Source organism: Erwinia sp. L03-1 (genome assembly GCF_058686115.1).
Map to the genome: position 1 here is coordinate 1,284,292 of NZ_CM178762.1, position 18,948 is coordinate 1,303,239.

The following is an 18,948-nucleotide window of genomic DNA, read 5'->3' on the forward strand; positions in this document are numbered from 1 at the left end:
CAATTAGATTGTGAATTCCATTGCGCTACCAAGCGTATCCACCATTAGGCTTACATAGACATCGGCTTTGTAATAAGCATCAGCCTCAAACATTATTTCACTTATTACAGATTTTATCAATTCTTCAGCTTCCTTTCTTTTTTGTTTTTTTATATCTTTCTTAAGCTCGATAAATCCTGTCAATACAGTTTCAATGTGTTCAGTTTTTTTCCACTCATCAATTTCTCTCAGTTTTCTTCTTACATTTGCCGCTGCATTTTCATGTTCTGAATCGTATTTTTTAGGTATGACTGAGTAAGATAATTGAAAGTCAAAATTCATTTTAAAATCCTTGTAATTACTAATTTTAATTAAATTAATATTTTTTTTATAAATTTTAGAGTGCTACTGTAATAGCGGGCTTGTCTCTATGAATGTTTTACGAGCAATATTTCCAACTATATTGGTTGATACACCATCGAATGTTCCTCCTATGATCCCACCTACAACAGGTATCATCTTGCCCAAGTTTATCGCCCCTTTTTCACCAAACTTTGTCAGTAACCTAAAACCGACCTGCTTGTTAATGGCAAAAATGGTTTCCTTAGAAATACTTTTGATCAACTGAGTGGACATTTTGGAACCGATGATAATGCCCGTGCTTTTGAGTATGTCTTTTGCGGCATTTCCAGCAAGGCAGCTATAGACAATGGTTTTTACGCGATCATCTTTTACATCATATCCGCCCATGAGAGCGATGGCTGTAATCATGCGGATTTGAACGTAAATGACTGTAGCTATGTTTGCGGGGATGGCTACAGGAAGGGTTATGATTCCCCCAAGGCCGGAGATAAATCCTGTTGTGGCTGATTTAGTATTTTGCCAGCGAATGAGAGAGTTTACTTTTTCAACTAAAGTGTCATCGCCTTTAAGATAGCTTTCCGCCATTTCATAGGCCGAGTCTGTTCCTGGTATGCTTCCATCCAGAGCCTTATCGTAGGCCCAGTTCAGAGCCTGCATGATTTTACCTTCGTTTAACGCTTCAGCCATTCTAAGTCCCTATTGGAATTTTATGAAAACATAGAACTTATCGGAATGGTTAAGTTTATCTTTATAGTTAATAAGTAAAAAAAGCCAATCGCGCGATTGGTTTTTTTTAAGTTGCTGATAAACAATGCATTAAATTTTATTTATTAATTACATTGTCAAAGATATGCATCCAGCGCTTAAGTTGCAGTTCCGTATCCCGGATGCCTTCTTGTGAGTTGAAGTCACCTTTTTGGGGAAAGAACATTACTCTCCATTCTGGATACTGAACATCGTCTACTGCGATGTAAAAGCCTGACTCACTGAAATCATGAGTGCGGTCGAGTTCTTTGTTGATACCAGCCCGTTCTCTCGTAGTAGACAAATTGTATCGCCACTCTTTGATTGCTGAGAACGGATAGGTCTTTTGTTTGTTCTCTTCCTTGAGATGGATCAGTCCCCGTTTTTCATCGAGCTTCATAGCAGTTGGACCGAACTCATGGCTCCACATGCCGTCAGACTCTCCGAACACATCTCTGGTGCTGGCATTCCACTTCTTAATTCGGAATTTTTTATAAGCAAACATCAAGAGCATGATGCTTGCGCAAACCCAAATAATAGCGAGTTGCACTAATCCTCTCATACCCATGAAGTAGAAGATGACAATTGGCAGAGCGATTGCAATCCATACTCGTTTCATCATCAGGAAATTAGGCTGCTTAACTACAGTCATTGTTGTCATTGAACCATCCGGTATTGTTTCGTTGGATTCAGAGCGCACGCATCCATCAGCTTATTTTGCTGATAAATCAGTGAGCTATAACGCTTCGTTTGAAGTTACATTACGGCCTGGAATGAGTGTCTAGCAAATCATTTGTACCGATCGATCAGATCTATTTGATAGCTATAAACTATCATGATAGCAAAATTGATCTGTAAAAACGATCGATCGGTTTTTCCTATCGATATGATTATTAATAAGAATAGATAGCGAATTTGACTTAATGTGTAGTTTTAAACTACTGATAACTAGCAGGTTTAAGAGGCATCAAATAGAAAATCTTTTTTTCCCAGCGGTCCTTTCTTTGATGATTGCGAGTGATTTTTTATCGCTAGTGTTTTGGTAGGGAGTAACAAAGTGGAAAGGTGATCTTACCCACGTAATGTGGACACCGCCCTAAGCGAGATTCTGGTTTTCAAATTGTTCTGGGCTTAGACCGCCGCACGCACTGTGGCGACGCCAGCGATTGTAATCACACTCGATATAATTAAACACCGTCGCCCGCATTATTTCCCTGCTGGCAAAGCGCTCTCCGTGGATACATTCCACCTTCAGTGAGTGAAAGAAGCTTTCCACGCAGGCATTGTCATAGCAGCAGCCTTTTGCGCTCATGCTCCCGCGCAGATTATGGCGTTTCAGCAAGCTCTGATAATCCGATGAGCAGTACTGACCACCACGGTCAGTGTGAACAATGACATTTTCCGGACGTTTACGCCGCCACAGTGCCATTTGCAGTGCGTCGCAGGCAAGCTGCGCTGTCATCCGTGGTGACATTGACCAGCCAATAACTGCACGCGACCACAGGTCAATCACCACTGCAAGGTAGAGCCAGCCTTCGTCCGTGCGAAGATACGTGATGTCACCTGTCCACTTCTGGTTTGGACCACTAGCGTAAAAATCCTGCTTCAGCAGGTTCTCAGACACGGGCAGCCCGTGTTCACGGTAGCTTACCGGGCTGAACCGGCGGGAGGCTTTTGCTCTCAGTCCCTGACGGCGCAGGCTGGCAGCAATGGTTTTGATGTTGTATTCCGGTAGTTCGTCAGCAAGACGAGGCGCACCATAACGCTGTTTTGCCTCAGTAAATGCCTTACCGACGGCCTCATCGCAGACGCGACGGAACTGCTGACGTGGGCTTATCTGATGGCGACGCAGGCACCAGACATACCAGCCGCTGCGGGCAACCCGAAGCACACGGCACATGGCTTTGACGCTGAACTCAGCCCGATGTTTTTCAATAAAGACATACTTCATTTCAGGCGCTTCGCGAAGTATGTCGCGGCCTTTTGGATAATGGCCAACTCTTCTGCCTGTTCCGCCAGTTGTCGCTTAAGGCGGGCAATTTCAACAGACATTTCCTGCTCACGTTCGGAAGAGGAATGTGCATTTTTCAGCTTACCGCGCCAGGCATAAAGCTGCGATTCATACAGACTAAGTTCACGGGCAGCGGCTGCTACCCCGATGCGTTCAGCAAGCTTCAGGGCTTCGTTGCGAAATTCAGGCGTATATTGCTTACGTGGTTTTTTGCTGGTTAATGCTGATTTTGTCATGAGTCACCTCTGATTGAGAGTTTACTCACTTAGTCGCGTGTCCACTATTCGCGGGTAAGATCATATCACTTTTTCTGTCTCTCTTGATGGTAATGAAGCCGTCCACAATAAAAACCGTATCCTCACCGACTCTCAGGCTCACAACAGAGCCGTGACAGGCATTCAGAAAATCACAGAAGAATTGGGAGCAAATCGGGTAGCTACGGTTACAACAGTTACAAAAGAGCTGACAAAAGAACCAGCCTCCATAGTGGATGCTCATCTGTCCCTTGGACTCACTGACATGTTTATCCGGCCTGTAAGTCCCTACGGGTTTGCTCAGAAGCAGAGCTTCACTTTTTCAATGCCGGAATATTTTGATTTTTATAAAGAGCTGATGCAGGAAGTGTTGCTTCAGAATCAGAAAGGCATACCTGTCGTTGAGCACTCAGCCTCTATCCATCTAAAGCGGATTTTTAATCCGGGTTTCAGTGGTTATGCAGATCTGAAATCACCAAGTGGAGTCGTGCTGAACTGCATCCTGTTCAACTATGACGGCAAGGTCTACGGTAGCGACGAAAGCCGTATGCTTCAGAAAGTAAATCCCGAAGCAGATTTCAGTGCAGGAGAGTTTGCTTCACTGTCATTCAGTAGCAACGAATACTACCGTTCCGCTCTCTCATCTTCATTTAATTTCGCCATGCCCGGTTGTGATACCTGTGCTTACCAACCTTTCTGTGGAGCAGATCCTTGTCAGAACATCAGTGTTCATGGCGAGCCTGTTGGTGACAAGAGTCGGTCAACCTTTTGCCAGTATCACAAAGGGATGTTCCGCTTCCTGCTGAATGAAATCTCTCAGGATGGACCAATGGCTGAAATGCTCAAAAGGTGGGCTTATGTCTGAGGTGCTGAGAAACGATATTTTCCGGTTTTCATCAGACTTACCAGTTCAGCAAGGCTTCTATTGCCTATGTAAAACCAAGCCCGAGAATCCTCAATTCTATCTGCCAAATTTGCTTGTCACTGCAACACAACTCGATTCCAGACTGCCTGCATATTTTGCAGACTCGATTATGAGTCAGGAGCTTTACGATTCCATAGAAGATGGTGACATTGGGATCGTCAATAATGGCAACATGCTCCGGGTAATTCTGTCCCGTAGAGCAAACCATAACACTGTCCTGGTCACTGAAAGGTGCAACAACAGTTGCCTGTTTTGTTCTCAGCCTCCTAAAGCTGGAAACGATGATTGGCTTCTCAACCAGTCAGCTCTCGCTATCGCTTCCTTCTCTCTGAATGGAGTAGTGGGAGTGAGCGGGGGAGAGCCTTTGCTCTATGGCGAAGACTTCCTGCATTTTCTGGACTTCATAATCGAAAATTCCCCTGAGACAGCACTGCATGTTCTAACCAACGGACGGAAGTTTGCGGATGTCAGCTTTACCCAGCAGATGAAGGAAAGAAGCGATAAGCTCAAAATCACGTTTGGGATACCGCTTTATTCTTCAAGAGCATCAGTGCACGACTATCTGGTCGGAAGCGAGGGAGCTTTTGATGAAACAGTCAGGGGACTGATCAATGCCGGTAACTCAGGGATCAACATAGAACTGAGAGTCATCCCCACTCAGGCTAACTACAGCGAGCTTGATGACATCGTTGAGTTTGCTGGTCGTGTGTTCTCGAACATTAACCAGATCTCCCTTATGGGATTGGAGTCGATTGGATGGGCCCGTAAGAACTGGTCATCAATCTTCATAGAGCACGACAACTACAGAGAACAAATCCTTTCGGCTGTAGACACTGCACACAGGTCAGGTATCCCTCTTACCATCTTCAATTATCCACTATGCCACCTTCCTGAAAGGGCATGGAATTTTGCAACTCAGTCGATCTCTGACTGGAAAAATTACTATCCAAAAGAATGTGATGAATGCACTCAGAAGTCTTCCTGTGCTGGTTATTTCAGTTCATCAAAAGGCCGTTTTCATCAACCTCCGAGACCAATAATATGAAAAAGTTTAATCTTGCGGCTCTGCTTCCTGGTTTTTTGGCTCTTAATAATTCAGTTTGGGCAAGTGATTCATCTACTGGTGCCAGTGACTTACCTGGTATGACTTTGAACGAACATGATTTGGTGATAGCCCCGCTCAACACCGAAGTGCCTTTCTACATTGCCGGACACAGGAGTCACAGTTCTCATCGTAGCCACAGCTCACACCGTTCCTCATCAGGCGGTGGCTACTATGGCGGAAGCACTCCTTACTACCCCAAGACATACAGCTCGCCAAGCACCTCAGACTCATCCAGTTCAGGAACTCGTTCGTCCTCGTCCTCCTCTGTCCGTTCACTTCGCTCTAATGACACAGATAGCACAACCACAACAAACTCAGCAGGAACTACAGGTGCCAATCGAGCGAGTAGCGGGCTAACTTCGGATACAGACAAACGTAAGCGGTTAATCATGAGGGTGCAATTCGCCTTACTCGATAAAGGTTTCTATAACGGCAACATCGATGGGAGTATGGGACCAGCCACAAGGACAGCAATCAAGAATTATAGGGTTGCGAATGGATTGCCTACTCCAGTAAGAGAAACTTTTGATACACAGTTGTTAAATTCATTGAACATCCTGGCCCGTTAAGAAAAATTAATTTAAAAATTAGTCTTTCAAATAATATTGATATTTTATTTTGAGAGAGTTTTAAGGGTTTAATTATTCATAATGTTATTTTAAAAAAAGGAATTGGTCATGTGGTCGGATTTTGAATCAAGTGTTGACTATCTAAATTTCGGAGAAGTATCGAGTTTAGCTGTAGATATCTTAAAATCAAATAATATGTTGCCTGTATCAATTGGAGTTTTTGGCAACTGGGGGGCTGGTAAGTCATCATTGTTGAAAATAATTGAAAAGCAAATTAGTGATGAGGCCGGTGAAGAAATTTTGGTCGTGAATTTCGATGCATGGCTTTATCAGGGGTATGATGATGCCAGGGCTGCTTTGTTAGAAGTGATTGCAACAAAGTTAAATGAAGCTGCCCAAGGTGATGAGGGAGTTGTTAAGAAAACGTTTAATCTCTTTAATAGAGTCGATAAAGTAAGAGCTTTAGGGTTAACAATTGAAGGGATAGCCTTAGCTCACGGTATTCCTACAGGTGGGCTTGTTTCAAGAGGATTAAATGCAGTTAAGGATGTTTTTAATAATGGAATAAACGAAGATAACTACCAAGATAGTATGAAGTCAGGGAGCGAAATAGCTAAATTAGGATTGATAAAAGATAAAGAGCTTTCCACTCCACCACAACAAATTAATTTATTTAGAAATGAGTATAATGATATACTGAAAAACTTGAATAAAAAGTTAATTGTATTTATTGATAATTTAGATCGGTGCTTGCCTCACAATGCAATTCAAACTCTTGAGGCGATAAGGCTATTTTTGTTTCTTCCTAACACTGCTTTTGTAATAGCCGCTGATGAGGATATGATAAGAACTTCCGTTTCTGAATACTTTAAAGGCACTTCTGCTAGGCATCATATCGATTATTTGGACAAACTGATTCAAGTTCCTATAAGAGTGCCGCGAACAGGTTTATTAGAGATTAGGTCATATCTTTTCTTACTCCATGCAGTAAATTTAGGAGTAGATGAAAATTTAGTTGAAGATCTTCGAATAGCATTGGAAGTATCACTACAAGAGTCATGGCATCAAGATCCGATGAAAAAGGAAGATGCACTTAAAATTCTAAAGTGTGAAGATAATATTGAGTTAGCAATTTCATTTGACCAAGTGGATCGGATAGCACCTATTTTCGCTACATCACCTATAATTCATGGCAATCCGAGAATTGTAAAAAGATTACTAAATGTCGTTAAAATGAGATCTAATATTGCAAGAAGAAGAAAAATATCTTTAGATGAGAATGTTATAACGAAACTAGTAATATTTGAAAGATGTGCTGGAGAAGAAGCAGCCAATGCATTGTATTCTATGATCGATACCAATAAAAATTACAACAAAGTTATAAGTAACCTTGAAAGCGAAAGATTAGTTGAACTCCCAGATTATGTTCCTCCAGCCTGGAAAAAAGATGAGTCTACAAGTGATTTTATTCTGAAATGGTTAGAGCTTGAACCAAAGTTAAGTGATAAAAATTTAAGGGCTGCTGTATATCTTTCTCGTGAGACTATGCCTGCGGGGCATTATGTTATTGGTCTATCACCTAAAGCAAGAGATGCATTAGGTGTATTAGTATCTACAAAAAGAAAAAGTTCACAAGCAGCTTCAAAAGCATTAAAGGATATTTCTAAAGATGAGGTTATTCCAGTTATGGAAGGAATAATTGAGCATCTAAGAAGTATAACGGAATGGAGTAATCAGCCAGACGGTTTTGCGGGTGCTGTTTTATTAGCAGATAGTAATTTAGAGGCAGCAAAAAGCCTTAAGAGATTCATAACTGGAATACATGAGCAGCCGCACTGGATGAATATGCTTCTTAAAAATAAAGCTTGGAATAATTAAGGATAAAAAATGGGCACATCTCAATCGAGTAAAGGACCTAAGAATGGAAATGAATTAGTTCCGCCTTGGGCTGATCAGTCACATAACGGTAAAAGCAATAATCTTAGTGGATTTAGGACATTATTTGGCCGATTTGCTCGTAACAGAGATGCAACGGCATTAAAAGGTGCATTAGGACGTTATGCTAGACAAGTTACAGGAGGTTCTGAATCTACTAATGCTCGTTTAGGGAATATCATCAATGTTGGCGGTGGTTTATTTGAATTATTAAGTGATGGTGTTACCAATGATCCTAATATGAATCCTTTGGTAGACCTTGATAGTCTCAAAGGAATGGAGTGTGAAGATGTAATTGCGAGAATATCACATTCTTTATCTGAAGGACTTGAAGATGCCGACAAAATTCAAACTGCCATGAATGATGCTTTAGTGGAAGCTTTGAATGGAAAGTCAGTTTTCGATCCGTCAGACATAACTGACGATGTAATCATTGAAACAATGATTTGTTATTTAACGGATAGCATTTTTTTACAAATCACAATGGATGCTGGTAAAGCATGGAATAATGCAGAGACCGCCAAAGAATTACAGGTAGCAGAAAATTCTTTACATCAACTTATTAGTGCCACCGTTGATAATATAATGGAGCCAAAGTTAAGTAATAATATACGAGTATTTTCCAAAAAAGACATAATAGCCATACAAAAAGATGTTATAAGAGAAGTCTGGGATGAATGGAAAGGATATGAAGAATGAACATTTATATTAACTCTGATTATACAAAGTTACCAGCGGCCAACAAAGAAACTGTATCTGTTCAGATATATTCACGAGATGGTGTCGTTTCTAAAAATGGTAAAAGGCCAAGAGAAGACATTGCAACTATAGGTAAGCCAATTTACGATGCAATAAAAAGATTGGGAGTGACTATATCTGATGATGTAATGGATTTTTTAACAATTTCACTTGCTGTCACTGCTGCTGATACTTTTATTGAAAGAGATGTGTGTTTTGATGGTTGGACAAGAAATATAAATCTATCAGTTTCATTAATTAACCCTCAGGTATGGGATAATAATAAACCACTACTTGAAAAAGCATTACAATTTCTTAGTGGCGATGTTTGGAATCTAAATTTTGAGAAGGATGGTCCTAAACCACCACAGCCATTTAAAGCTGTTAACGGAAGGAGGTTGATAAACCTCAATGGATTAGATAGTGTATCACTATTTTCTGGAGGCCTTGACAGTGCAATAGGTGTTATAGATTTATTAACTTCAGGAAATAAGCCCCTACTGATTAGTCATTCGTATAAGGGGGATAAATCTAAACAAGATGCAATAGCCCGTAAAATTCAAGGGAAAGGCATTTTCTCCAGATTACGTTCAAGTGCAAATCCTATTGGCCGAGGCATCCCGAGAGATATCACAATGAGAACAAGGAGTTTAAATTTTTTGGCATTTTCACTCGTTGGTGCTTATGCGGTAAAAAAAGTAAATAATTATAATAAGTTGTCTATATTTGTCCCTGAGAACGGGTTTATCTCTTTAAATGCACCTTTGACCTCCCGGAGAGTCGGTTCTCTAAGCACTCGCACTACGCATCCATATTTTATCGAAATGATCCAGCAGCTTTTTGATAATGTAGGTTTTGGAGTTGAGTTAAATAATCCTTATCAGTTCATGACAAAAGGAGAAATGGTAAGTGGGTGCAAAGATTTTAATACTTTATCTTCGATAATTGATCTTACTGTTTCATGTAGTCATTGGAAAAGAAAAAATAGACAGTGTGGGTATTGTGTTCCTTGTATGATTAGGCGGTCATCATTAATTCAAAGCAATTTGAAGGAGACGATTTCCTATCATCATGGCACATATCCAACCTTACGTGATTTTGTTAAAAATAAGAAAGATGGAAGGGATGATGTAAATTCTGTTTTATTGGCTATAGATAAATCAAAAAATAGAAAATTGAAATCTTGGATATTAAAGTCTGGGCGACTTAATTCTTGTGATCTTGATAAATATGAAAGGGTTTTTTTAAATGGGTTGCTTGAAGTAGAAAGGTTTTTAAAAAGGGAAAAAGTGATTTGAAGCTTGATATGCATTGCCATTTGGATCTTTATAAAAATCCAAATGATATTATTGAAAAGTGTAATGAGAAAGGACTTTATGTCCTTTCTATAACAACAACTCCTAAAGCATATATTGGGACGAATAGGCTTGTTTCTAAGAATAAGCGGATCAAAACGGCATTAGGTTTGCATCCCGAACTCGCACATATTCGACACAAGGAGTTAGATATTTTCGACATGTTATTTCCCCAGGTGGAATATATTGGTGAAGTCGGTCTTGATGGAGGGAAAGATTATAAACAATATGTGGATGTGCAACTTAAAGTTTTCAAACATATATTAAAGAAAGTCCATCATGGAGGTGGGAGGATTATGTCGATACATTCAAGATCCTCAGCTACAGAAGTAGTTGATCAACTCAAGGGAATCGATGGCGTTCCTATTTTTCATTGGTTTACTGGTTCGGAATTAGAATTGAGAAATGCAGTTAAAATTGGTGCGTGGTTCTCAGTTGGTCCTGCAATGCTGAACTCTGTTAAAGGAAAGCGAATAATTGAACTCATACCTAAAGACAGATTATTGACTGAAACTGATGGACCATTTGCTAAGGTCTCAGGAAAGAGTTTATTTCCTTGGGATGTTGAAAAAGCCATTGCTGGCATATCCAAGATATGGGGATGCGACCCTGAATATGTTGAAGCTAAAATAGAAGAGAACTTTAGGAGTATACTTAAATTTAAATAATATTTTATAGGTCATTAAACATGATACAACACTGGGAAGAATCCCTTTCGTTAACCTAAGGCTATGACTTAATGATTTTTGGTTAAGTTAAATGATCCAGTATTATTAAAACAAAAGCAAGATTAATTTCAATGAGTTTTATTTATAGTGTTGAGTTTTTTTATTTTTGTGTGTTTTTATCTTTAGTCTTTTTAAGTCTAGATAAAAGAAAAAATACTGAACTTTTATCGGTATTGAAGCGAGTTAAAATATTTAGGCCGCTTGCCAAAAATAGGGTGCTCAATGTGTTAATAAAATAAACGTGGTTGACTTTAATAAAAAATACGATAAAACATTATAGGATATTCACTCAAAGAGGAGGTTTGACATGGATAAGACAGAAATAACAGATGATGATATAAAAGAAGTCGTGGTTAGGCTTGGAGAGACTACATCAAAATTACTTATTGAAAGGGGAGTATATGACCACTTCACAGAATCTCCAGGGGGGAATATAATAATCGATATTTTTTGGAAGTATTTTGAAATTGAGTTTGCTGAAAAAGCACTATTCATAATAAATAACTTTGATTTATCAGGTCATTATACTGAAAAAAATGGTGGGGTTGAGCATTGGATCGTAGAAGAACTGATTGATAATAATTTTGATAACAGCCTTGAGGACATGCTGGTCAGAAGAAGGGTTAAAGAAGAAAAAGTTAAGGTAAATAGTATATTAAGTCCTGATAATGGTGAGCATGATAATTTTAGGAGCCTGTAATTTAAATTGTGTATCTGCCTGTTTTTGATATCTTCACTCCAACAACGGAGACAGGCAATTTATGGACGAAAAGAAACTCAGGGCCCTTGCGGCTGAACTGGCTAAAGGCCTTAAAACCGAAGCCGATCTCAATGCGTTTTCCCGCATGCTGACGAAGCTTACCGTGGAAACGGCACTCAATGCCGAACTGACTGACCATCTCGGGCATGAGAAAAATGCCCCCAAATCAGGCTCAAATACCCGCAACGGCTACTCTTCAAAAACGGTGCTGTGTGACGACGGCGAAATCGAGCTGAGCACGCCGCGTGACCGTGAAAACTCCTTCGAACCGCAACTGATAAAGAAAAATCAGACACGTATTACCCAGATGGACAGCCAGATTTTGTCCCTGTACGCCAAAGGCATGACCACGCGAGAAATCGTCGCCACCTTCAAAGAGATGTACGACGCGGATGTTTCACCCACGCTGATTTCTAAAGTCACCGATGCGGTTAAAGAGCAGGTCACAGAGTGGCAGAATCGCCCCCTGGATGCACTTTATCCCATTGTTTATCTTGACTGTATTGTTGTAAAAGTTCGCCACGGTGGTAGCGTGATTAATAAAGCCGTCTTCCTCGCACTGGGCATTAATACCGAAGGCCAGAAAGAGCTGCTGGGTATGTGGCTGGCAGAAAATGAAGGCGCGAAGTTCTGGCTCAGCGTGCTGACGGAGCTTAAAAACCGGGGCCTTCAGGATATCCTGATTGCCTGCGTGGACGGTCTGAAGGGCTTCCCGGATGCGATAAACAGCGTTTATCCCCAAACGCATATCCAGCTGTGCATCATCCATATGGTGCGCAACAGCCTGAAATACGTGTCGTGGAAAGACTACAAGGCAGTCACCGGCGGGCTGAAAACGGTGTATCAGGCTGCGACCGAAGAGGCGGCGCTGATGGCGCTGGATAAGTTTGCAGACGTCTGGGACGAGAAGTACCCGCAAATCAGCAAAAGCTGGCGCACGCACTGGGAAAATCTTAATACGTTCTTCGGCTATCCCCCCGATATCCGCAAAGCCATCTATACCACCAATGCGATCGAGTCGCTAAACAGCGTGATCCGTCAGGCGATAAAGAAACGCAAAGTGTTCCCGACAGACGACTCGGTACGGAAGGTTATTTATCTGGCGATCAGGGATGCGTCAAAAAAATGGAATATGCCGATCCGAAACTGGCGGCTGGCAATGAGTCGTTTTATTATCGAGTTCGGTGACCGCCTGAGCGGTCACCTTTAATATGGTGGCAGTTACACAGAATTATTTACAGGGTCAATTTTAGAAAAAGATTATAAAGTATATGTAAAATATTTTTCTTTAAAATATAAAAGCCAGGTATTGATTGCTGGCTTTTATTCAGTTTGAAGTTATTGGTCTAAATCGCGAAGTTACTTACCGACCCTGTAAATAATTCTGTGTAACTGCCACCATATTAAAGGTGACCGCTCAGGCGGTCACCGAACTCGATAATAAAACGACTCATTGCCAGCCGCCAGTTTCGGATCGGCATATTCCATTTTTTTGACGCATCCCTGATCGCCAGATAAATAACCTTCCGTACCGAGTCGTCTGTCGGGAACACTTTGCGTTTCTTTATCGCCTGACGGATCACGCTGTTTAGCGACTCGATCGCATTGGTGGTATAGATGGCTTTGCGGATATCGGGGGGATAGCCGAAGAACGTATTAAGATTTTCCCAGTGCGTGCGCCAGCTTTTGCTGATTTGCGGGTACTTCTCGTCCCAGACGTCTGCAAACTTATCCAGCGCCATCAGCGCCGCCTCTTCGGTCGCAGCCTGATACACCGTTTTCAGCCCGCCGGTGACTGCCTTGTAGTCTTTCCACGACACGTATTTCAGGCTGTTGCGCACCATATGGATGATGCACAGCTGGATATGCGTTTGGGGATAAACGCTGTTTATCGCATCCGGGAAGCCCTTCAGACCGTCCACGCAGGCAATCAGGATATCCTGAAGGCCCCGGTTTTTAAGCTCCGTCAGCACGCTGAGCCAGAACTTCGCGCCTTCATTTTCTGCCAGCCACATACCCAGCAGCTCTTTCTGGCCTTCGGTATTAATGCCCAGTGCGAGGAAGACGGCTTTATTAATCACGCTACCACCGTGGCGAACTTTTACAACAATACAGTCAAGATAAACAATGGGATAAAGTGCATCCAGGGGGCGATTCTGCCACTCTGTGACCTGCTCTTTAACCGCATCGGTGACTTTAGAAATCAGCGTGGGTGAAACATCCGCGTCGTACATCTCTTTGAAGGTGGCGACGATTTCTCGCGTGGTCATGCCTTTGGCGTACAGGGACAAAATCTGGCTGTCCATCTGGGTAATACGTGTCTGATTTTTCTTTATCAGTTGCGGTTCGAAGGAGTTTTCACGGTCACGCGGCGTGCTCAGCTCGATTTCGCCGTCGTCACACAGCACCGTTTTTGAAGAGTAGCCGTTGCGGGTATTTGAGCCTGATTTGGGGGCATTTTTCTCATGCCCGAGATGGTCAGTCAGTTCGGCATTGAGTGCCGTTTCCACGGTAAGCTTCGTCAGCATGCGGGAAAACGCATTGAGATCGGCTTCGGTTTTAAGGCCTTTAGCCAGTTCAGCCGCAAGGGCCCTGAGTTTCTTTTCGTCCATAAATTGCCTGTCTCCGTTGTTGGAGTGAAGATATCAAAAACAGGCAGATACACAATTTAAATTACAGGCTCTACTTACCACAAACATCACATTATTTCGATATACTCATGAGTAACCTCTTTGAATTAACTTACAAAGGGAGGCTTTAAATTCTTAATAGATATTCGCAGCCCACATTGAGTTATCGATTATAAATTATTAAATACGTATCGTTTGCTATTCACTGTTCTGAATGCTTAATAGAGAAGGAAAAAGGTGTCTGTGCTTCTTCTTTACAAGCTTCAAGATAGTTAGCCCACCATTGCAACATGAGTCTCCGTTCTTCCAAATGCTCCGCTTTGTGTATGTAAGCAGCCCGGACACTGTTGCGTTCCTGGTGGCTCATTTGTCTTTCCACAGCATCTCTCGACCATAATCCCGATTCGATTAAGGCACTACATGCCATAGTCCTGAAACCATGCCCGCAGACTTCTACTTTCGTATCGTAGCCCATCGTCCTGAGTGCTTTGTTGACAGTGTTTTCACTGATAGGTTTGTCATCCCCAGTAAAACCAATGAACATAAGTTCTTTGTTACCACTGATCGTATGAAGCTCTTCCATAAGTGCTTTGGCTTGTGTGCTTAGTGGAACCAGATGTGGGGTTTTCATCTTTGCCCCTCTTGCAGAATATTTTACCCCTTCCATAGGTTGTCGCTTTCCGGGGATAGTCCACAGTGAATTTTTGAGATCGACTTCTGCCCAGCGAGCAAATCGCAGTTCACTCGAACGGACAAAGGTCAGGAGTGTTAACTGCACTGCAATTTGGGTAATACCTCTTCCTTTATATGCTTCCAAACGGTTCATAAGCTCTGGCAATCGTTCCAGAGAAAGGGCAGGGCGATGGACACTTTTAGCGGAAACAACTGCACCAGCGAGGTCGTTTGCATGATTCAGTTCAATTAACGCATTGTGAACGGCATACCTCATTACCGCTGTAATGCGTTGTTGTAAGCGGGAAGCCAGCTCATTGTGTCCTGATGCTTCTGCTTTTTTCAGCGGAACCAACAAATCACGAGTCTTTAGATCGCTAAGATAACGTTTACCGATGACAGGGAACAAATGGGTAACAAGGCTGTTCAATACGGTAGTTCTATGACTGTCTGACCAGGTTCTATTACTGGTATGCCATTTTCTTGCAACTTGCTCAAATGTTAGCAAGCCTTTGCTCTCAATCTTTTCTGCTTTGCGCTTTTCACTTGGGTCTACATGGTTTGCAACGAGCTGACGGGCTTCATCTCTTCTTCGTCTGGCTTCTGACAATGAAACCTCAGGATATACACCCAGTGCGAGAATTTTCTGTTTACCAGCGAAGCGATACTGAAAACGCCAATACTTGGAACCACTTGTGGTGATCAACAGGTGCATACCATTATCGTCTGTTAATTTGACGGGTTTATCAGAAGGCTTTGTATTTCTTACTGTTAACTCAGTGAGTGCCATACTAAAAACCCTCTTCTGATGGTATCTGCATTATCGAACTTAAAATACCAACATATGTACCAACAAAACAGCGTGGATTTTGAAATATGACGGTGTACGTTAACGGGCTACAAACGGAAGGTAAGTGATTGAAGTTGAAGAGTTGACTAGACTTTAAAATACTTAGGTGGGCTAACATATGGTGTCCCCTGCAGGAATCGAACCTGCAACTAGCCCTTAGGAGGGGCTCGTTATATCCATTTAACTAAGGAGACGCGGTACAAGATGGCGACATACTCTTCGCCAGGGGCAGTATCTTAGCGTAACTGCTCACGTATTTTCAAGCAGTTGGAGCGGCCAGCGGGAATCGAACCCGCGTCATCAGCTTGGGAAGCTGAGGTAATGCCATTATACGATGGCCGCCTGGTGGGTCGTGCAGGGTTCGAACCTGCGACCAATTGATTAAGAGTCAACTGCTCTACCAGCTGAGCTAACGACCCAGAGCGACAGGGATAGTATCATAAAATTTGTCGTTAATGTTGAGGAATATCAAATATCTGAGCTGGGGCAAAAACAGGCCGCTTAGGTGCTGTTTTTTTCAGCGGCGGCTTTATATGTTTCATTCGAGATTATCTGAATTCTCTTTACGCATGCTTACTTGCGCTGGATCAATATCTCCATGCTCGCCGCGTTCTAATGTAAATCCATGTAAGCAAGGGGCACCCTTGCTGTGTGAAAGAGAGGAACAGGCTATGTCACTGAAATTTTCAATTGGGTTGATCCTGCTGGTATGGCTGGGATACGTGCTGTTTGCGAGCTCATTTTACGTTAAAACCTTCGCACTCTTTAACTGAGCCTCTGCAAAGAAGGGGGTAGCGCGCTGCGTCCAGCGGCTACCCTTTGAGTCATTACAACCTGTTGTTGCTCATATTGTCTGAGTCATTACAACGTTTTATTGCTCATATTGCCTGAGTCATTACGACGTTTTATTGCTCATATCGTTGCGGATTTGCGCATGGCTTATCAGCGCAAAGATAAAGGTGCCGCCGATGATGTTTCCCGCCAGAGTGGGCAGGGCGAACGGCCAGAGGAATTCCTTCCAGCTGATAATGCCGTTAAACACCAGGAAAAGCGTTTCGACGGAACCGACCACGATATGCGTAAAGTCGCCTATCGCTACCAGCCACGTCATCAGCACAATAATCCAGAGCTTTGCCGTGCCCGCTGAAGGGAACATCCAGACCATCGTGGCGATAATCCAGCCTGAAGCGATCGCTTTAGCAAACATCTCGCCTGGTGAGTTTTCCATCACTTTCTGACTAAGGCCGATAAATGCCGTGCGCGTGGCCTCATCGAAAATGGGCATATGCATAAAGGCCAGCGCAGCCACCGCCGTCCCAATCAGGTTACCGCCCAGCACGATGCCCCACAAACGCAACAGCAGCAGAAAATTGCGGCCGGTCGGTTTATGCATTATCGGCAGCACGGCGGTCACGGTGTTCTCCGTAAACAGCTGCTGACGCGCCATGATGACGATAATAAAGCCAAAGGTATATCCGAAGTTCTCCAGTAAGAAGGCGCCTGGGACCCCCTCGAAATGAAGGTGGAATATCCCTTTCGCCATCAGCGAGGCCCCCATCGACAGGCCCGCCGCAACGGCGGAAAACAGCAGCGCTAAGCCATCGCGCTCCAGCTCTTTTTCACCTTCCTGTCGAATTTGCTCATGCACCGCCGCTGCGCGCGAGGGCAGGGCCTCTTCATTCACCTCAATCTCTTCGCCGCTCTCACTCTCTTTGCTGTCAACTTCAACATCACTTTTTTTATTGGTTTTGTCGTTCACTTGGCTGCTCCTGTCGGCCCTGATACATAATGTGCCTGATAAGCGTAGCGGGTTTCCCGGCAGGCGGAATGTAACGGTATTTAATGATAAGGGTAACAAAGCTTTAACCATGCGGTATTTTTCATCATATTCCCTGTTTTTTGCGGGCATAATGCGCATGCCATGGGTATGAGACGTACGTCGTGAGACTGCGATGCCATGATTTCCTGTGGTACTATTTCATTCAACATTCACGAGTGCGACGTAATTTGATGCTGGAAGCCCACAATCTCACCTGCGTTCGAGATGAACGTACGCTGTTTAGCGATCTTAGTTTTACCGTTTCAGCGGGCGACATCGTGCAGATTGAAGGCGCTAACGGCGCGGGAAAAACCTCGCTGCTCCGCATCCTCGCAGGCCTGAGCCGGGCTGAGCAGGGCGATGTGCGCTGGCATCAACATCCTGTTCATCGCCAGCGTGAGCGCTATCATGCGGATTTGCTCTACCTCGGCCATCAGCCCGGCGTGAAGTCGGTATTGACCGCCTTTGAGAACCTGCGTTTTTTTCACCCCGCCCATTCGGCAGAGGCTCTGCTGGCGGCACTGGATGAGGTCGAACTGACGGGATACGAAGAGGTGGCGGTGGGCCTGATGTCGGCAGGGCAGCAGCGCCGCGTGGCGCTGGCCAGGCTATGGCTGAGTCCCTCGCCGCTGTGGATCCTGGATGAGCCGCTGACCGCGATTGATGTCTCCGGGGTAAATAAGCTGACGGGGCTGTTTGAGCGCCATGCGGCTGCTGGCGGCCTGGTCATTCTGACGACCCATCAGCACCTGCCCGCGTCGCATCGCACGGTTCGCAAACTCTCACTGACCTCTGTGGAGCTAACCTGATGTTCTGGCGCGTGCTAAAGCGTGAGCTGCGTATTGCTTTTCGCAGCGGCGCTGAAATCATTAACCCACTGTGGTTTTTCCTGATCGTCATCACCCTGTTTCCGCTGGGTATCGGGCCGGAACCCCAGCTGCTGGCGCGTATTGCCCCGGGCATCGTCTGGGTCGCGGCGCTGCTCTCATCGCTGCTGGCGCTGGAGCGTCTGTTCCGCGATGACTTTGTCGATGGAACGCTGGAACAGCTGCTGCTGCTGCCCGCCCCGCTGCCGATAACGGTATTAGGGAAAGTGGCCGCTCACTGGGTGGTGACCGGGCTGCCGCTGCTGCTGCTCTCTCCGCTGGCTGCGCTGCTGCTCTCGCTCGACTTTGCCCGCTGGCGCGCCATTGCGCTGACGCTGCTATTGGGTACGCCAACGCTGAGCCTGCTGGGCGCGATAGGCGTGGGGCTGACGGTCGGTTTACGACGCGGCGGCGTTCTGCTTAGCCTGCTGGTGCTGCCGCTGGCGGTGCCGGTACTGATTTTTGCCAGTGCAGCGATAGACGCGGCGGGACAGGGTTTGCCGATTGACGGATTCCTGGCGATTCTGGGCGCCATGCTGGTCGCCAGCATTACGCTGGCGCCTTTTGCCACCGCAGCCGCGCTGCGCGTAAGCGTGCACTAACCGTATTTTTATAAAAAAACACCAGAACGCTTTTTCTTTGAAT

At 44.0% G+C, this 18,948-nt stretch carries 17 protein-coding genes, 3 tRNA genes and 1 pseudogene; 11 read left to right on the forward strand and 10 right to left on the reverse strand.

All coding sequences use genetic code 11. From position 1 onward, the window contains the following. Positions 1-3: 3 nt before the first annotated feature. The 4 genes from AC4PCC_RS05960 to AC4PCC_RS05975 all read right to left on the reverse strand — a co-directional run bounded on the left by AC4PCC_RS05960 (position 4) and on the right by AC4PCC_RS05975 (position 3,333). Positions 4-321, reverse strand: a complete 318-nt coding sequence (locus tag AC4PCC_RS05960) for a hypothetical protein (protein ID WP_492126733.1) — start codon at positions 319-321, stop codon at positions 4-6. Positions 322-384: 63 nt separating this feature from the next. After that, complete coding sequence (locus AC4PCC_RS05965; protein WP_492126734.1) at positions 385-1,029, reverse strand: EcsC family protein; 645 nt, start codon at positions 1,027-1,029, stop codon at positions 385-387. A 136-nt stretch (positions 1,030-1,165) separates the two neighbouring features. Continuing rightward, a complete protein-coding gene (locus AC4PCC_RS05970) occupies positions 1,166-1,747 on the reverse strand; it encodes a DUF4755 domain-containing protein (RefSeq protein ID WP_492126735.1) in 582 nt (193 codons plus the stop codon). 435 nt (positions 1,748-2,182) lie between these two features. Further along, a protein-coding gene (locus tag AC4PCC_RS05975) for an IS3 family transposase (protein WP_492125232.1) occupies positions 2,183-3,333 on the reverse strand; the annotation gives its coding sequence in 2 pieces (ribosomal slippage) (positions 2,183-3,075 and positions 3,075-3,333; 1,152 coding nt in all). 61 nt (positions 3,334-3,394) lie between these two features. Here AC4PCC_RS05975 and AC4PCC_RS05980 point away from each other — a divergent pair. The 9 genes and pseudogenes from AC4PCC_RS05980 to AC4PCC_RS06020 form a co-directional block, all read left to right on the forward strand. After that, positions 3,395-4,216 (forward strand): annotated as a pseudogene (locus AC4PCC_RS05980) (His-Xaa-Ser system radical SAM maturase HxsB); the annotation flags it as partial. Then, positions 4,209-5,321: a His-Xaa-Ser system radical SAM maturase HxsC gene (hxsC, locus tag AC4PCC_RS05985; RefSeq protein ID WP_492126736.1), complete on the forward strand. Its 1,113-nt coding sequence runs from the start codon at positions 4,209-4,211 to the stop codon at positions 5,319-5,321. The pseudogene AC4PCC_RS05980 and the gene hxsC, both read left to right, overlap by 8 nt. After that, positions 5,318-5,950, forward strand: a complete 633-nt coding sequence (gene hxsA / locus AC4PCC_RS05990; RefSeq protein ID WP_176018044.1) for a His-Xaa-Ser repeat protein HxsA — start codon at positions 5,318-5,320, stop codon at positions 5,948-5,950. Before hxsC ends, hxsA begins: the two co-directional genes overlap by 4 nt. Before the next feature lie 108 nt (positions 5,951-6,058). Beyond that, positions 6,059-7,828 (forward strand): KAP family P-loop NTPase fold protein, encoded by a 1,770-nt coding sequence (locus tag AC4PCC_RS05995; protein ID WP_311092707.1) that lies wholly within the window; start codon positions 6,059-6,061, stop codon positions 7,826-7,828. A 9-nt stretch (positions 7,829-7,837) separates the two neighbouring features. Then, a complete protein-coding gene (locus tag AC4PCC_RS06000; protein WP_492126737.1) occupies positions 7,838-8,584 on the forward strand; it encodes a Qat anti-phage system associated protein QatB in 747 nt (248 codons plus the stop codon). Further along, positions 8,581-9,921 (forward strand): Qat anti-phage system QueC-like protein QatC, encoded by a 1,341-nt coding sequence (gene qatC, locus AC4PCC_RS06005; protein ID WP_311092709.1) that lies wholly within the window; start codon positions 8,581-8,583, stop codon positions 9,919-9,921. The genes AC4PCC_RS06000 and qatC overlap by 4 nt, the downstream gene beginning before the upstream one ends. Then, on the forward strand, positions 9,918-10,646 hold the full coding sequence (gene qatD, locus AC4PCC_RS06010) for a Qat anti-phage system TatD family nuclease QatD (RefSeq protein ID WP_311092710.1): 729 nt from the start codon (positions 9,918-9,920) through the stop codon (positions 10,644-10,646). Before qatC ends, qatD begins: the two co-directional genes overlap by 4 nt. 367 nt (positions 10,647-11,013) lie before the next feature. After that, complete coding sequence (locus AC4PCC_RS06015; RefSeq protein WP_492126738.1) at positions 11,014-11,406, forward strand: hypothetical protein; 393 nt, start codon at positions 11,014-11,016, stop codon at positions 11,404-11,406. 61 nt (positions 11,407-11,467) lie between these two features. Continuing rightward, the gene (locus tag AC4PCC_RS06020; protein WP_492126739.1) at positions 11,468-12,676 is read left to right on the forward strand and encodes an IS256 family transposase; all 1,209 of its coding nucleotides are present in this window, start codon (positions 11,468-11,470) and stop codon (positions 12,674-12,676) included. Positions 12,677-12,869: 193 nt separating this feature from the next. On the opposite strand, the gene AC4PCC_RS06025 is transcribed toward AC4PCC_RS06020, so the two are convergent. The 6 genes from AC4PCC_RS06025 to AC4PCC_RS06050 form a co-directional block, all read right to left on the reverse strand. Continuing rightward, complete coding sequence (locus AC4PCC_RS06025) at positions 12,870-14,078, reverse strand: IS256 family transposase (RefSeq protein WP_492126739.1); 1,209 nt, start codon at positions 14,076-14,078, stop codon at positions 12,870-12,872. Between the two features lie 220 nt (positions 14,079-14,298). Beyond that, positions 14,299-15,558, reverse strand: a complete 1,260-nt coding sequence (locus tag AC4PCC_RS06030; RefSeq protein WP_492126740.1) for a tyrosine-type recombinase/integrase — start codon at positions 15,556-15,558, stop codon at positions 14,299-14,301. A 179-nt stretch (positions 15,559-15,737) separates the two neighbouring features. After that, positions 15,738-15,812: transfer RNA gene (locus tag AC4PCC_RS06035), tRNA-Arg, on the reverse strand. A gap of 74 nt (positions 15,813-15,886) precedes the next feature. Beyond that, positions 15,887-15,960 (reverse strand) — tRNA-Gly (locus tag AC4PCC_RS06040). A gap of 1 nt (position 15,961) precedes the next feature. Continuing rightward, positions 15,962-16,037, reverse strand: a tRNA-Lys gene (locus AC4PCC_RS06045). A 476-nt stretch (positions 16,038-16,513) separates the two neighbouring features. Next, on the reverse strand, positions 16,514-17,377 hold the full coding sequence (locus AC4PCC_RS06050) for a formate/nitrite transporter family protein (RefSeq protein ID WP_231877614.1): 864 nt from the start codon (positions 17,375-17,377) through the stop codon (positions 16,514-16,516). Between the two features lie 251 nt (positions 17,378-17,628). On the opposite strand from AC4PCC_RS06050, the gene ccmA reads away from it, so the two are divergent. Both ccmA and ccmB read left to right on the forward strand, forming a co-directional pair. Further along, entirely contained in the window at positions 17,629-18,246 is a 618-nt protein-coding gene (gene ccmA, locus AC4PCC_RS06055; RefSeq protein WP_492127459.1) for a cytochrome c biogenesis heme-transporting ATPase CcmA, read from the forward strand. Further along, positions 18,246-18,905, forward strand: coding sequence for a heme exporter protein CcmB (gene ccmB / locus AC4PCC_RS06060; RefSeq protein ID WP_492126741.1), 660 nt, complete (start codon positions 18,246-18,248; stop codon positions 18,903-18,905). Before ccmA ends, ccmB begins: the two co-directional genes overlap by 1 nt. Positions 18,906-18,948: the final 43 nt, after the last annotated feature.

What these genes read in the sequence shown, in the direction of transcription:
- AC4PCC_RS05960 (WP_492126733.1), bottom strand. Translation starts at nt 321, where the DNA reads ATGAATTTTGACTTTCAATTATCTTACTCAGTCATACCTAAAAAATAC.
- AC4PCC_RS05965 (WP_492126734.1), bottom strand. Translation starts at nt 1,029, where the DNA reads ATGGCTGAAGCGTTAAACGAAGGTAAAATCATGCAGGCTCTGAACTGG.
- AC4PCC_RS05970 (WP_492126735.1), bottom strand. Translation starts at nt 1,747, where the DNA reads ATGACAACAATGACTGTAGTTAAGCAGCCTAATTTCCTGATGATGAAA.
- hxsC (WP_492126736.1), top strand. Translation starts at nt 4,209, where the DNA reads ATGTCTGAGGTGCTGAGAAACGATATTTTCCGGTTTTCATCAGACTTA.
- hxsA (WP_176018044.1), top strand. Translation starts at nt 5,318, where the DNA reads ATGAAAAAGTTTAATCTTGCGGCTCTGCTTCCTGGTTTTTTGGCTCTT.
- AC4PCC_RS05995 (WP_311092707.1), top strand. Translation starts at nt 6,059, where the DNA reads ATGTGGTCGGATTTTGAATCAAGTGTTGACTATCTAAATTTCGGAGAA.
- AC4PCC_RS06000 (WP_492126737.1), top strand. Translation starts at nt 7,838, where the DNA reads ATGGGCACATCTCAATCGAGTAAAGGACCTAAGAATGGAAATGAATTA.
- qatC (WP_311092709.1), top strand. Translation starts at nt 8,581, where the DNA reads ATGAACATTTATATTAACTCTGATTATACAAAGTTACCAGCGGCCAAC.
- AC4PCC_RS06015 (WP_492126738.1), top strand. Translation starts at nt 11,014, where the DNA reads ATGGATAAGACAGAAATAACAGATGATGATATAAAAGAAGTCGTGGTT.
- AC4PCC_RS06020 (WP_492126739.1), top strand. Translation starts at nt 11,468, where the DNA reads ATGGACGAAAAGAAACTCAGGGCCCTTGCGGCTGAACTGGCTAAAGGC.
- AC4PCC_RS06025 (WP_492126739.1), bottom strand. Translation starts at nt 14,078, where the DNA reads ATGGACGAAAAGAAACTCAGGGCCCTTGCGGCTGAACTGGCTAAAGGC.
- AC4PCC_RS06030 (WP_492126740.1), bottom strand. Translation starts at nt 15,558, where the DNA reads ATGGCACTCACTGAGTTAACAGTAAGAAATACAAAGCCTTCTGATAAA.
- ccmA (WP_492127459.1), top strand. Translation starts at nt 17,629, where the DNA reads ATGCTGGAAGCCCACAATCTCACCTGCGTTCGAGATGAACGTACGCTG.
- ccmB (WP_492126741.1), top strand. Translation starts at nt 18,246, where the DNA reads ATGTTCTGGCGCGTGCTAAAGCGTGAGCTGCGTATTGCTTTTCGCAGC.